Consider the following 13,766-nt stretch of genomic DNA (forward strand, 5'->3'; position numbering starts at 1 on the left):
ATGGAAGTGCGACCAGGAGGAACCATGAGCAACGCATTCGGCACCGACCGCCCCTCGGACGTCCCGCCGCCCGCACCCGAGCGGATCGGACGCGTGGAGCTCGGCATCGACACCTTCGGCGACGTCACCGAACTCGCCGACGGCAGCCTCAAGTCCGACGCGCAGAGCATCCGCGACGTCGTCGCCCAGGCCGTCCTCGCCGACCAGGTCGGCATCGACTTCATCGGCGTCGGCGAGCACCACCGCGCCGACTTCGTGGTGAGCGCCCCCGAGGTCGTCCTCGCCGCGATCGCCGCCTCGACCTCCCGCATCCGGATGGGCTCCGCCGTCACGGTGCTGTCGTCCGACGACCCCGTGCGCGTCTACGAGCGCTTCGCCACCGTCGACGCGATCTCGGACGGCCGTGCCGAGGTCATCCTCGGGCGCGGTTCCTTCACCGAGTCGTTCCCGCTGTTCGGCCACGAGCTCTCCGACTACGAGGTCCTGTTCGAGGAGAAGCTGCAGCTCTGGGCGGCCCTGCGCGGCGGCGACGCCGTCACCTGGTCCGGCACGAAGCGCGCGAGCCTGGTCGACCAGGACGTCTTCCCGAAGCTCGAGCACGGCGCCATCCCCACCTGGATCGGCGTCGGCGGTTCCCCGCAGTCGGTGATCCGTGCGGCGTCGTACGGCCTGCCGCTGTTCCTCGCCATCATCGGCGGGCAGCCGGCGCAGTTCGCCCCGTTCTCGCGGCTGTACCGTCAGGCGCTCGCTCAGCTCGACCTGCCGCAGCAGCCCATCGCGATGCACTCGCCGGGCTTCGTCGCGGCGACCGACGAGGAAGCCGCCGAGCGGTACTGGCCGTACCACAAGGCCGTCACCGACCAGCTCGGCCGGGAGCGCGGCTGGCCGCCCCTCGACGTCGCCGGCTACCACGCGGGCCTGTCCGCCGGTGGCTCGCTGTACGTCGGGTCGCCGGAGACCGTGGCGCGGAAGATCGCCCGGAACATGCGGATCCTCGGCGCCTCGCGGTTCGACATGCGGTACGCGACCGGTCGCCTGCCGCACGAGGACATGCTGCGGTCCATCGAGCTGTACGGCACCCAGGTCGCGCCCCGTGTGCGCGAGCTGCTCGCCGAGCCCGTCCCCGTCCCGTAGGCGATCACCCCGGCGGGCCTACCCCACGAAAGCGACAGATCGCCGCGGAACGTTCGCGGTGATCTGTCGCTTTGGCGCACCCGTCGGCCGGGAGGCGCGGGTCGGCTCCGTCGGTCCGGCTCACGGGCGCGCCGGGTACGGTCCACGGCATGCCGTCACGCCCCAGCACACCTCCCGTCGAGCGCCGGTTCCGCGGCCGGATCATGGGCGTCGGCACCACCTCGGGCGTCCGGATCGTCGTCGGGATGTGGGACCGCTCGCCGTTCGGGGCGTTCACCGACGTGTTCCTCGAGCTACCCGACGGCACCAGCGTGCTACTCGCGCCGGACGAGATCGTCGCCGCCTACGTCTCCGGCACCTACCGGTTCGACACGGTGTCCGTGGTCGACGTCCGGGCGCGACGGACGGCCCGTGGCCTGGAGCTCGACGCCGGCGCCCTGCAGGTCTCGGTCGACGTCGGTACGATCTCTCCGCTCGGCCGGGTGCTGCGCGTCGTGCCGAAGCCGATCGCCCGCGACCCGCGGTGGCTCGCCGCGATCGACCCGATCGCCCGGCTCGTCGCGCCCGGATCCGGCACCGCCGGCTCGGCGGGGAACGGCCGCCGCGAGTACTACGGCGTGACCGGGGCGCACGACGTCACCGGCGTGCGCGGGACCTGGGCGGGGGAGCCCCTCGGCACCCTGGCCCCGCTCGACCCGCCCGTGGCTTTCGGCTTCGCGTCGATGCCGCGGGTGCCGCAGGTCGTCGACGTCGAGACCACCATCCGCGAACCCGCCTGACGCGTTCCGTACGGGTGCATCTTCCGTCGATCCACCACCGGATCGACTCGTGGAGTGTCGCTCGTTGCGCATGCATCCGGTGCGTGTGCATGTTCCGACGATGCACGCGGTGATCGACTGGTGGAGTGTCGCTGTGTGCGGACGCATGGAGCGCGCCGGACCGGGTGCGGGCACTGCGGACCGGCCACCTGCGTGGCCGGACGTGTCCGGGGGAGTCGGCGCGGGCCTCCCGGTCGGGGTGGTGCTGCCGTGTGCCGGACGCGCCCAGCGTCGAGGGGCACACTGGCGGGAACGGTACGGCCCCGCCGGACCCGCGGTCGAACGTCGGGACGGGTGGGGCGCACGACGCAAAGGAGCATCATGACCGACACGCAGACCGACCAGCGCGCCGCCATCTCGGACATCGTCCACGGCGCCCACACGGCCCTGTTGACGACGGTGAGCGAGGACGGCCAGCTGCACGCCCGGCCCCTCGCCGTGCAGGACAAGGCGTTCAACGGGACCCTCCGCTTCCTGGTGCAGGACGGCAGCGAGAAGGTCGACGACATCGCCAGGAACCCGCACGTCAACGTCTCCATCGAGTCGCAGGGTGGCTACCTGTCCATCGCCGGCACCGCCACGGTGACGCAGGACAGTGCCGTGATCGACGAGCTGTGGTCGCCGTTCGCCGAGGCCTGGTTCCCGGACGGCCGCGGCGACCCCTCGATCCGACTCCTCACCGTGTCGGGCGACTCGGTCGAGTACTGGACGCAGGACACCGGCCCGGTCGGCAGCCTCGTGCAGACGCTCAAGGCCGCACTCGGCAAGCAGAGCCAGCCGGACACCGGGGACCACGGGACCGTCGAGCTGTAGGGGCGGGAAGGGGCGATCCGACGCGGCTCGGCTCGAACCGACTCCGAACGACGGGACCGATGTCGTACGACGTCGGTGTCGTCGTTCGGAGTCGGAGCTGTCGTCGGGCCGCTGCCGGCGTCCCCGTCCTCGCTACGGAGGCCCGAGCAGCCAGAGCACCGCGACGAGCACCGGCTGCCCGGCCAGCGCCGCGGTGACGAACGTCCACCGCATCCACGGCTTCGCGACGAGCTCCGGCGAGCCGAACAACGGCGCCAGGGGCATGAGCAGCCGCGGGGTCGAGGCCATCGGCAGCGACACCGCGAAGATGTAGAGCGCGTAGGCGGCCGAGTACAACACGGTGGTCGACCCGAGCCGCTTCGTCGACCGGCGGAGCAGCCAAATCGGGAACCCGACGAGCAGGAACACCACGATCAGGACCCCGCCGACGCCGAGCCAGCGCCCGGCGATGAGGAACCACGGCGACAAGGGCACGAAGTCCACGCGGCCGATGAAGTTCACCCACCACGACATCTCGGTCTCGAGGTAGGCGTTCGGCGTGCCGGTCACGTGCGACGCGATGACCGGCCACGCGAGACCCGCCACCACCATCACGGCACCGGCGGCCACGACCTGCAGCTGCTCGCGGAGCGGGAAGGTGTCGAGCACCCGCCCGGTCTCACGGCGAGCCCGGACCCACCGCACCAGGGCGATGACCCCGAGCACGAGCGGGACGGCCAACGCACCCGGACGGGTGAAGGCAGCGGCGACCCCGAGCACGGTGAGCAGCCCGTACCGGCGACGCTCCAGGGCGAGCAGCGCGCCGAACGTGAGCGCGAGGAACATGCTCTCCGCGTACCCGACCTGCAGCAGGAACGACAGCGGCCCGCACGTGAAGAAGAAGACCGCCCACATCGCGGCGGCGTTGCCCGCACGGTCACGGACCAGGCGGTGCAGCAGGTAGGTCGCCAGCAGACCGGCCAGCACGGAGATGAGCGGGGCACCGACGGTGAACGGAAGCCCGGTCGAGGCGGTGAGCATCCGGATCGTGAACGGGAACGCCGGCAGGAAGGCCCAGGCGTTCTGCGCCACGTTGCCGACGGCGTCCAGCGGCAGCACGTCGGGGTACCCGTGCAGCGAGATCTGCTCGTAGTACTGGCCGTCCCAGGCGGTGAGGAACGCCGTGAAGCCGTGCCCGTTGCCCCAGATGGCGTTGTCCGGCATCGCCCGTCCGATGAGCGGGTACGCGAGTGCCAGCCACAGCGTCGACACGATCCGGCCGCCGGTCCAGACGAGCAGCACGGCTGCCCACGCCGGCAGGGAGGTCACGGTGTCGAGTGCGCGGCGCCGTCCGGTCGCGGCGGTCCCGGTGACCGCGCCGTCGAGCCGGCTCATGCGCGTGCTCGGCGCGAGCCCGTGCGCGCTCGGCGGCGTTCGGGCAGGGAGGACGGCACCCAGCCAGGGTAGTCGCCCTCCACCTGGGTGGTCGGTGCGGCACCCCGGACGGGAGGCCCGCCCTGCGTTCTGCAATGCGGAATCGGTCGGGTGCGTGGTCGGCTCTCGAGGCGGCCTTCCGCCTAGCCTGGAGTCCGCCCACGACCGACGAACCACAGGAGCAACCGTGCCGAACCCCACCGCGCCGAAGACCGCCATCGTGACCGACAACGCCCCGAAGCCCGCCGGGCCCTACAGCCAGGGCATCGTCGCCAACGGCTTCATCTACACCGCCGGGTTCGGCCCGCAGGACCCCGCCACGGGTGCGATCGCCGACGACGTGGCCGGTCAGACCGCGCAGGTGCTGGCCAACGTCGCAGCGGTCCTGGCCGAGCACGGTGCCACCCTCGACGACGTCGTGAAGTCCACGGTGCACCTCGAGCACTCCGACCGCGACTTCCCGGCCTTCAACGAGGAGTACGCGAAGCACTTCTCGCAGCCGTACCCGGTCCGCACCACCGTGCAGTCGCACCTGGCGAACATCCTGGTCGAGATCGACGTCGTGGCGGTGCTGCCGAGCGCTTCGTGACGTCGGCGCAGGCTGTGTGAAGCCTCACCGAGCCGCGGCACCGTGCTGCGTCGCTGACCGTGCTGCGTCACCGGCGGTGCTGCGTCACCGGCCGTGCTGGGTCACCGACCCCCGGTGCCCGCTGCTCCCTGCCCGTGGTCGATCCGACCCGGGTGGCGACGCAGCCCGGCACCGGGGGTCGCGTGCGTCAGGGCGCCTTCGGCCAGCACGGGGACGCCGGCGACGAGGACGTCGTCGATGCCCTCGGCCAGGCGCATCGGTTCGTCGTAGGACGACCGCGCCGCGACCCGATCGGGATCCACGACCACCAGGTCGGCGACCGCCCCGACGGTGACTGCGCCCCGTCGACCGAGACCGAGTCGCTCGACCGCAGTGGCGGACAGGTGCCGCGAGGCCTCGAGCCACGTCAGGAGCCCCGTGCGGGCGAAGTCCTGCAGGTAGCGTGCGAACGTGCCGTACGCGCGTGGGTGCGGGTGGGTGCCCACGAAGATGCCGTCGGAACCGGCCGTGTGCCCGGGCAGTCGGAAGAGCGGCGCCAGGTCGTCGGCAGTCCGGGGACGGGGCACGCGCATCACGGCGGTGACCTGCAGTGCCGAGTCGACCAGGACGTCGATGGCCAGGTCCACCGGATCCGTCCCGGTCGCCTCGGCGGCGTCGGCGAGGGTGCGGCCCTGCAGCGCGTGGAACTCGGCGGCGGGCACGTGCGACAGCGTGATCTGCTCCGCCCAGCCAGTGCCGAGGTCGGCGCGGGACAGCACGCGGTCGAGCACGGCCGCCCGGACCGCGGCACGACCCTCGTCGTCGGCGATCGCGTGGGCGAGGTCCTCGGTGCCGGGGCGGGCGAGGGCCGCGGGCAGCAGCAGCATCGACAGGATCGTGCAGCCGCGCGAGTACGGGTAGGCGTCGAACGACATCGGGGCGCCCTCGGCCTCGAGTTCGGCCAGTGCCGTCACCGCGAGGTCGACGGGCGCGTGCAGGTGGGAGACGTGTGCGCGGACGCCCGACGCGCGGACGATGTCGGCGATCTCGTCGAGGCCGGCGCGGGCGTTCCCCTCGTAACCACCGCGCATGTGTGACACGTAGAGGCCGTCGACGGCAGCGACCTCGGTGCAGAGCGCAGCGAGTTCTGCAGTGCCGGCGAACAGGCCGGGGACGTAGTCGAGCCCCGTCGCCAGGCCGACCGCACCGTCCGCGAGGCCGTCGCGCACGAGCTCCCGCATCGCGGCCAGCTGCGCGCTGTCCGCCGGCCCGGGGTCGTAGCCCATGACCTCGTGCCGGACCGTGCCGGCGGGCACGAGCGTCGCGACGTTGATCGGGGTCGTTCCGTCGTAGGTCGTCAGCAGGCCGTCGACCCCGCCACCGCGGTACGTCGGGTGCGGGCCGTCGATGGCGGCGAAGTACGTGTCGGCGTACGAACCGTCACCCGGCGCCGGTCCGACGCCGTCCTGTCCGGTCACGATCGTGGTCACACCCTGGCGCAGGAGCGCGAGCTGCACGCCCTCGTCGAACACGAGCGACCCGGCGTGCGAGTGCGCGTCCACGAAGCTCGGCAGCACCAGTCGTCCGTCGCAGTCGATCACGTGCGCGTCGGCAGGGGCGTCCAGGTCGGCACCGACGGCGCGGATGACGGCGTCGGTGACGAGGACGTCGGCGCGCACCGGGGCCCCGTCCGCACCGAGGACCGACCCGCCGCGCAGCAGGACGACGCCGCCGGCGGACTGCTCGCCGGTGGGCTGCTCGGAGCCCGTCAGGTGCTCGGGATCGCCGGTGGTCATCGGTCGAGCGCCGCGACGAGCCGGCCGGCCCGCTCCCGCAGGGCGTCGAGGTCGCCCGAGGTCAGCGCGTCGCCGACGAGCGGGGACCCGAGTCCGACGGCGACCGCACCGGCGGCCAGGTAGACCGGGGCGTCGTCGACCCCGATGCCCCCGGTCGGGATGACGTCGACGAAGTCGAGCGGTGCCAGGACCTGCTTCAGGAACGCGGGGCCGCCGAGCTGCGCCGCCGGGAAGACCTTCACCGCGCGGGCTCCGAGCCGCCACGCGTGGACGATCTCGGTCGGGGTCGCGGCACCGGGGTACCAGCCGAGGCCACGCTCGTGCGCGCGCTCGCCGAGTTCGGCGTCGAGGTGGGGACTGACGGCGAACGAGGCACCGGCCGCAGCGGCCTCGTCGAGCTGGCGGACGTCGAGCACCGTGCCGACGCCGATGGAGGCCGCGGAACCGTACCGCTCGACCGCCCACGCGATGCCCTCGCGCCAGCGTGGGGTGTTCGTGGTGATCTCGATCGCCGTCACGCCGGACTCGACCAGGGTGGCGATGACGTCCTCGACGTGGTCGCCGGTGCCGCCGCGGAGGATCGCGATCGCCGGTCCGGCCTGGTGGCGGTGCCGTGCGCCGGCGTGCTGCTCGGTGCTCGTGGTGTCGTTCGTCATGGTGCGCTTCCTCGAGTGGTGGTGTTCGGCAGACACGGTGTCGGCGGACGCGGTGTCAGCGGTCGACGTGGTCGTGCACGGTGTGGTCGGTGTCCGACGGGTCCGGGGCGTGGTGCAACGCGGCCGGGTCCGGTCGGCGCCAGTCGCTCTCGACGGTGCAGGCGAGGGCGCCGGCGTCGGCGGCCCGGTCGAGCGCCTCGGCGGCGTCCGCTCCGCCCATGCTCGCCGCGAGCCAGCCCGCGACGAACGCGTCACCGGCACCGACCGGGTCGACGACGCGCACCGGGGTCGCGGGCCGACGGACGAACACGCCGTCGATCGACGCCACGGCGCCGCGAGAGCCGAGCTTCACGACCGCGCGGCCCCGTGCCAGTGCGGCGAGGTCGTGCGCGAGTGACTCCTCGTCGTCGTCCTGTTCGTCGCGGTTGAGCACGAGTCGGGCCTCGTCGTCGCCGGCGAACACCACGGCGGACCGTGCTGCGACGGCTCGGTACCGGTCTCGTGCAGCGTCGGCGCCGATGAGCTTCGGCCGGTGGTTGACGTCGAACGACACCGGCACACCGGCGGCGGCGGCCCGGTCGAGCGCTGCGGTCACGGTGTCGTGTGCGGACTCGGAGAGCGCGAGGGTGATCCCGGTGACGTGCACGAGCGCAGCGGTCTCGACGACGCTGCCGGGCAGGTCCGTCGCGGCCAACGCCGAGCCGGCCGAACCACGGCGGTGGTAGGTCACCCGGGTGCGGCCGTCGAGCAGCCGCTCCTTCATCATGATGCCGGTGGATCGCTCGGCGTCGGGGACCGCGAGGACGTCGACGCCCTCCCCACCGATGTCGGCGGCGACCCGGTCGCCGGCGGGGTCCGTGCCGACCCGACCGATCCACGTGGCCGGCACCCCGGCGCGGACCAGGCCGATCGCGACGTTGCTCTCCGCGCCGCCGGTGTCCACCCGCATGTGCTCCAGGTCCGGCACCGCGCCGACGTCGCGCCCGGTCAGGAGCAGCATCGTCTCGCCGAACGTCAGCACCGAGCCGGTCACCGGGCACCCCGCGCGAGGGCGAGCTGCGCCGACGAGGACCCGAGCGCGACGGAGATCTCGTGGGCGGTCCGAACGACGCCGTCGCCGAGTTCGCGGACCGCCGCTGCGGGGAACCGCGAGGCCAGCCCGGAGATGCTCATCGCGCCGACCACCTGGTTCGCGTGGTCGAACACCGGGGCGGCGACGCACCGGATGTCCGGCTCGTTCTCGCGGTCGTCGATGCCGTACCCCCGTCCGTGCGTGCGGTCGACCTCGTGCCGCCACCGGTCGTCGTCGGTGATGGTGTGCTCCGTCATGACCTGGGCCGGCTCGGCGAGCACCCGGTCGAGCAGCTCCGGTTCACCGAACGCGACGATCGCCTTGCCGGACGCCGTGTTCCGCATCGGCAGGCGGTTCCCGATCCGGGAGCCCATGCGGACGGTGCCGCGGGTCTCGACCTTGTCGACGTAGACGATGTCGGTGCCGTCCGGCACGACGAGGTGGCACGTCAGCCCGGTCTGCTCCGCCGTCCGACGCAGGAACGGTGCGGCGGCGGAGCGCAGGTCGATCCCCTCGAGGTAGCTCTGCCCGAGCAGCAGGGCGCCGAGGCCGAGCGTGAACCCGGCGTCCGGGGTGCGGCGCAGCAGGTCGTTCTCGAGCATCGGGGCCGTCAGGCGCAGCACCGTCGACTTCGAGGCGCCGAGCTCGGCGGCCAGCACGGACAGGCTGACGGACACCGCGCCGCTGCGGGTCCGGTCGGCGATGCAGTCGAGCAGGCGGAGCCCGCGACGCAGGGACAGTGCGGCGTTCCGGGCGGGCCCGTCGCCGTCCGTCGGCACCGGGGCCGCGGTGGTCGCGCGCATCAGAACCACGTCGCGATCGTCCGGAGCACGGTGTCGTCGTCGGCGAGGACGTGCACCTGCCGCCACTTGTCGAACACCGTGCAGGGGTGCGAGATGCCGAACACGACGACGTCGCCGGGCGTCAGCTCGGGGGCGCCGTCCGCCAGCGCGAGGTAGCAGTGCTGGTCGTCGAGGCGGGTGACGGTGACCGCCCCGGGCGGCGGGACGACCTGTGGGGCGCCCGCCGGGCCTCCTGGCAGGGTCGGCCGTACCGACCGCACCACCGGCAGCCCTTCGTCGAAGGAGATGTCGCGCTTGCCCACGGCGACGAACGCGAGTCCGGGCTCCGGGCAGGACGTCACGCGTCCCCAGACCTCGATCGCGGCGATGAGCGACCCCTCGGCCGGGTGCCGGCCGAAGGGCGTGCGCTCGGCGTAGAAGCCGTCGTCGTGGGTCAGGTACGCACCCGACCGCAGCAGCACGTCGAGGTCGTCGGTGCGGTGCGCCACGGCGTCCACGACGGCGTCGAACCAGGCGCTGCCGCCCATGCTGAGGAGCCCGCGACCGTCGACGAGCCCGCGGACGTCCTCGGCGACGTCGAGCACGCCGGCGACGTACTCGCGGGCAGCGTCGACGCCGGGCAGCCCGCCCTCGTACCCGGAGACACCGCGGAGCACGAGCCCGGCGTCGTGGGCGAGCAGCGCGAGGGCACGCGCGTCGTCGGGGGAGCGGACCCCGGTGCGCCCGCCCGGGAACCCGAGCTCGACCAGGACGTGCAGCTCGCCGGCGACGGTGCCCTGCGCGGCGACGGCGGCGGTGACGCCCGCGGCGGAGTCGACGTAGCAGAGGACGTCGGCGTCCGGGTCGACCGTGCGTCGCGACGCGAGCCAGGCGAGGCCGGCGGGGTCGAGGACCTCGTTCGCGACCAAGATCCGGTGCACGCCGTGCTCCCACGCGACCATCGCCTGCTGGACGGACGCGACCGTCACACCCCACGCTCCGGCGTCGATCTGCCGCGCGGCGAGGTCGGGTGCCATGTGCGTCTTCATGTGCGGTGCGAAGAGCAGCCCGTGGCGGTCGACGTAGGCCTGCATGACGGCGGTGTTGTTCGCCAGGGCGGACTCGCGCAGGGTCATCACGGGCAGGTGGGCGCGGTCGAGGACGTGGTGCGGAGTGCCCGCTGCCGGGTCCCAGGCGCCCTTCGTGGTCACGGTCCCGGTCGTCGTGTCGGCGTCGGTCATCGGTGAGCCTCCTGTCGTCGCGCAGCCTCCACGCTCCCGCTCGGCGGACCCGCAGGGCAACGCGCTGGTGCGCATCATTCTGCAATGCACAACACGATCGCGGAACCTCCTGACACGATCCCCCCGCGACCCGGCACCGGGCATAGCCTTTGACGCGACATGGCGACGACGATGACGACACCCAGACGGCGGACGGGCAGCACGGCGGTCGCCGTGCTCGTGGCGGGGACCTTCTTCATGGAGCTCCTCGACGGCACGATCCTGGCGACCGCAGCGCCCGCGATGGGACGCGACCTCGGCGTCGACTCGGCCGCGGTGGGCGTCGCGATCACCGCGTACCTGGTCACCCTGGCGGTCTTCATCCCCGTGTCCGGCTGGCTCACCGACCGGATCGGGTCCCGCACCGTCTTCGCGGGCGCGATCGCGCTCTTCACGATCGCATCGGCACTCTGCGCGATGTCGACCGGCCTCGTCGACCTGACGCTCTGGCGCATCCTGCAAGGGCTCGGCGGTGCGCTCATGGTGCCCGTCGGCCGGCTCGTGGTGCTCCGGAGCGCCGGTCGCGAGCAGCTCGTCACGGCCATCGCGATCCTCACCTGGCCCGCCCTCGCCGCGCCGATCATCGCCCCGTTCATCGGCGGCGTGCTCGTCGACACCCTGACGTGGCACTGGATCTTCCTGATCAACATCCCGCTCGGCGTCATCGCGTTCGTCGCCGCGCTCGTGCTCGTCCCGCAGGAGCGCGCCGCGCAGCGTGTGCCGTTCGACTGGTTCGGGTCGCTGCTCGCGTGCTTCGGCCTCGGGTCGCTCGTCGTGATGGCGTCGCTGCTCGCGCTCGACGTCATCCCGGTCCTGGCCGTCGTGGTGTCCGGTGTCGTCGGCGCCGTCTGCTGCTGGTTCGCGATCCGGCACTTCCGCCGGGCACCGCACCCGATCATGGGGCTCGAGGCGTTCCGGCTCGAGACGTTCCGGGTGTCGCACGCCGGCGGCAGCCTGTTCCGCCTCGCGGTCTCCGCGGTGCCGTTCGTGCTCCCACTGCTGTTCCAGGACGCCTGGGGCTGGAGCGCCGTGCTCGCCGGGTCCGCCGTGCTGTGGGTCTTCGTCGGCAACCTCGGCATCAAGCCGATGACGACGCCGTTCCTGCGCTGGTTCGGCTACCGCCCGGTGATCATCGTGTCGAGTGCGATCGCGGCGCTGACCGTCGTCGCGATGGCGTTCATGACCGAGGACACCCCGTTCTGGCTGCTCGCGGTCCTGCTCGTCGTCAGCGGCGCCGCCCGCTCCGTCGGCTTCACGGCGTACAACACCATCGCCTTCGCCGACGTCGAGCAGGCCGACATGACCCCGGCCAACACGCTCTCGTCGACGCTGCAGCAGACCGCCGCCGGGTTCGGCGTCGCCGTCGCCGCGGTCGTGATCCGCGCGGCCGGCGGGCTCGGTGGCGACGGCCCGTACTCCGTCGCGTTCTGGGTCATCGCGGCGTTGCTCGCCGTCGCGTGCGTCGAGGGCATCCTGATGAGCCGCACAGCGGGGGACACCGTCCGACCCGCCCGCCGGGTCCGCGCCTGACCCGGGCGGTTCCACGCAGCCCTGCGCGCGGCCCGCGACTGTCCGTTTCCGTCACGGTCACACGCGCGAAACCCGACAGGCGTTACAGTCTCAGCATCCGTTTGCGAACGCCGAGTACGGTTGCCGCGGCAGGGTGACCCGGACCACCCGGACAGGAAGGCAGCATGGCCGCGCCAGAACAGCAGAGCACGATCGCCACCGACGCAGGCGTGCCGCCCACTGCCCTCCGGGTCGTCAGCTACAACCTCCGGGAGCACACTGCGAACGGTGAACTCGCCGCCCTGGCTGAGGCCTCCGACGCCGACGTCCTCTGCGTGCAGGAGTGCGACAGCAACGACCTGGCCCCGTCGATCGGTGGGCTCTCGCTCGCCGCGTCGACCCGCACGAACCGCCTCGGGCTCGCCATCTACAAGCGCGACGACCGCTTCGAGGTGCAGGACTTCAGCATCCACTCGCTGCAGAAGTCCCTGCACGACCGGGTCCTCGCACCCGCGCACGAACGGCTCATCGCGATGCACCTGCGCGACACCGAGGCCGACGCCGAGGTCGTCGTCGCCTCGTTCCACGCCTCACCGCTGACCGCGACGAACTCCCTGCGCCGCAAGCAGATCGAGGCGGCGCACCAGTTCCTTCGCGAGCTCGCGAAGGACGTCCCCGCGGTCATGGTCGGCGACTTCAACTACCCCTGGTTCCAGACGAACCTGCGTCGGAAGATCGAGCAGGGCGGGTTCGCACTGTCGCTGTCCGACCAGCCGACGTACCTGCGCTACCGCAAGTTCACGGGCCACTTCGACTTCGCGACGAGCGTCGGGCTGCACATCGCCGGCGTCGAGACCCTGCCGGCGGGCATCTCCGACCACCGTCCGATCCTGGTGCGCGCGCACTACGAGCACCCCGGCGCGACCGGCACGATCGAGACCGTGGAGTCCCCGGCCGCCTGACCCGCGGGCATGTCGTCGACTGGTCAGCAAGTGTCGGCCGGCGGTCCGGCAGACGACACGTCGTGACCACTCCGCGGGCGACGGCGAGAAGTCGTGACTGCTCGGCGGGCGACGCTGGGCGCGCCGGTGGAGCCGGCAACGCACTGGAGGCCCGGTGCCGGTCTCGTGTACCGGCGCCGGGCCTCCAGTCGGTTGCGGCCACAGCACGTGGCGAGGCGGCGAAACGCGCCGCGCCCGCCGTCGCGTGGTCACGAACTGTCGGCCAGCGTTCCGCCGAGCGACACGTCGTGACCACTCGGCGGACGTGAGCGGGGAGTCGCGATCCGTCAGCGACGCAGGGTCGCGCGCGCCAGCCGGTTGCCGACGAACTGGCCGAGCTGCACGATGACGACGATCGCCGCCACCGACACGTACACGATCCACCAGTCGTACCGCTGCGATCCGTAGGTGATCGCGTACTCACCGAGTCCACCGCCACCGATCAACGCACCCTGTGCCGTCATGTCGACGATGCCGATGTAGATGAACGTGTAGCCGAGGATGAGCGGCCCGAGGCCCTCGGGGATCAGGACGGTCAGCAGGATCGAGATCGGGTGCGCACCCGATGCGCGAGCCGCCTCGACGACGCCGGGGTCGACCGCGAGCAGGTTCTGCTCGACGATGCGCGACACCGCGAAGGCCGCTGCCAACGAGATCGCGAAGGTCACCGCGGGCACGCCGATCGTGGTCTGCACCACGACGCGCGACAGCGGGGCGATCGCGGCGAGGAAGATCACGAACGGGATCGGCCGGACCAGGTTCACGACGACGTTGATGATCGTGTACGCGGTGCGGTTGCCGAGCAGGTTGCCCGGCCGGGTCGCGTAGAGCAGCAGCCCGAGGGCGAGCCCGATGACGCCGGCGATGACGAGCGACACGAGCGACATGACGATGGTGTCGCGCATGGCGGCGAGGAAGACGTCG

At 72.5% G+C, this 13,766-nt stretch carries 13 protein-coding genes; 6 read left to right on the forward strand and 7 right to left on the reverse strand.

Features of this window, described 5'->3' with window-relative positions; translation table 11 throughout:
* Positions 1-24: 24 nt before the first annotated feature.
* The 3 genes from HQQ88_RS09265 to HQQ88_RS09275 all read left to right on the forward strand — a co-directional run bounded on the left by HQQ88_RS09265 (position 25) and on the right by HQQ88_RS09275 (position 2,765).
* On the forward strand, positions 25-1,134 hold the full coding sequence (locus HQQ88_RS09265; protein WP_216834442.1) for an LLM class flavin-dependent oxidoreductase: 1,110 nt from the start codon (positions 25-27) through the stop codon (positions 1,132-1,134).
* Positions 1,135-1,283: 149 nt separating this feature from the next.
* On the forward strand, positions 1,284-1,913 hold the full coding sequence (locus HQQ88_RS09270; protein WP_123292027.1) for a hypothetical protein: 630 nt from the start codon (positions 1,284-1,286) through the stop codon (positions 1,911-1,913).
* Between the two features lie 360 nt (positions 1,914-2,273).
* Positions 2,274-2,765 (forward strand): pyridoxamine 5'-phosphate oxidase family protein, encoded by a 492-nt coding sequence (locus tag HQQ88_RS09275; protein WP_173169280.1) that lies wholly within the window; start codon positions 2,274-2,276, stop codon positions 2,763-2,765.
* 132 nt (positions 2,766-2,897) lie between these two features.
* Here HQQ88_RS09275 and HQQ88_RS09280 read toward each other — a convergent pair whose 3' ends face one another.
* Positions 2,898-4,139, reverse strand: a complete 1,242-nt coding sequence (locus tag HQQ88_RS09280; RefSeq protein WP_173169281.1) for a hypothetical protein — start codon at positions 4,137-4,139, stop codon at positions 2,898-2,900.
* Positions 4,140-4,365: 226 nt separating this feature from the next.
* Between HQQ88_RS09280 and HQQ88_RS20135 the strand changes: the two genes are divergently transcribed.
* Positions 4,366-4,767 carry a RidA family protein gene (locus tag HQQ88_RS20135; protein WP_235035960.1) on the forward strand — a complete coding sequence of 134 codons (402 nt, stop codon included), beginning with the start codon at positions 4,366-4,368 and terminating at the stop codon, positions 4,765-4,767.
* A 101-nt stretch (positions 4,768-4,868) separates the two neighbouring features.
* Here the strand turns inward: HQQ88_RS20135 and HQQ88_RS09290 are convergent, their stop codons facing one another.
* Genes HQQ88_RS09290 through HQQ88_RS09310 form a run of 5 tightly spaced genes read right to left on the reverse strand, consistent with a single transcriptional unit; the run spans position 4,869 to position 10,293 of the window.
* The gene (locus HQQ88_RS09290; RefSeq protein ID WP_173169282.1) at positions 4,869-6,542 is read right to left on the reverse strand and encodes an amidohydrolase family protein; all 1,674 of its coding nucleotides are present in this window, start codon (positions 6,540-6,542) and stop codon (positions 4,869-4,871) included.
* The gene (locus HQQ88_RS09295; RefSeq protein ID WP_173169283.1) at positions 6,539-7,198 is read right to left on the reverse strand and encodes a bifunctional 4-hydroxy-2-oxoglutarate aldolase/2-dehydro-3-deoxy-phosphogluconate aldolase; all 660 of its coding nucleotides are present in this window, start codon (positions 7,196-7,198) and stop codon (positions 6,539-6,541) included. The genes HQQ88_RS09290 and HQQ88_RS09295 overlap by 4 nt, the downstream gene beginning before the upstream one ends.
* Before the next feature lie 55 nt (positions 7,199-7,253).
* On the reverse strand, positions 7,254-8,231 hold the full coding sequence (locus tag HQQ88_RS09300) for a sugar kinase (protein ID WP_173169284.1): 978 nt from the start codon (positions 8,229-8,231) through the stop codon (positions 7,254-7,256).
* Positions 8,228-9,073, reverse strand: a complete 846-nt coding sequence (locus HQQ88_RS09305) for an IclR family transcriptional regulator (protein WP_123292034.1) — start codon at positions 9,071-9,073, stop codon at positions 8,228-8,230. Before HQQ88_RS09305 ends, HQQ88_RS09300 begins: the two co-directional genes overlap by 4 nt.
* On the reverse strand, positions 9,073-10,293 hold the full coding sequence (locus HQQ88_RS09310; protein WP_173169285.1) for an alanine racemase: 1,221 nt from the start codon (positions 10,291-10,293) through the stop codon (positions 9,073-9,075). The genes HQQ88_RS09305 and HQQ88_RS09310 overlap by 1 nt, the downstream gene beginning before the upstream one ends.
* A 159-nt stretch (positions 10,294-10,452) precedes the next feature.
* On the opposite strand from HQQ88_RS09310, the gene HQQ88_RS09315 reads away from it, so the two are divergent.
* The gene (locus HQQ88_RS09315; protein ID WP_200849218.1) at positions 10,453-11,862 is read left to right on the forward strand and encodes an MFS transporter; all 1,410 of its coding nucleotides are present in this window, start codon (positions 10,453-10,455) and stop codon (positions 11,860-11,862) included.
* Positions 11,863-12,026: 164 nt separating this feature from the next.
* Positions 12,027-12,803, forward strand: a complete 777-nt coding sequence (locus tag HQQ88_RS09320) for an endonuclease/exonuclease/phosphatase family protein (protein WP_111084345.1) — start codon at positions 12,027-12,029, stop codon at positions 12,801-12,803.
* A 326-nt stretch (positions 12,804-13,129) separates the two neighbouring features.
* Here the strand turns inward: HQQ88_RS09320 and HQQ88_RS09325 are convergent, their stop codons facing one another.
* Positions 13,130-13,747 (reverse strand): methionine ABC transporter permease, encoded by a 618-nt coding sequence (locus HQQ88_RS09325; protein ID WP_111084480.1) that lies wholly within the window; start codon positions 13,745-13,747, stop codon positions 13,130-13,132.
* Between the last annotated feature and the right edge of the window lie 19 nt (positions 13,748-13,766).

The sequence above is a fragment of the Curtobacterium sp. VKM Ac-2861 genome (assembly GCF_013204965.1).
In the GTDB taxonomy this organism is placed as follows: Bacteria; Actinomycetota; Actinomycetes; order Actinomycetales; family Microbacteriaceae; genus Curtobacterium.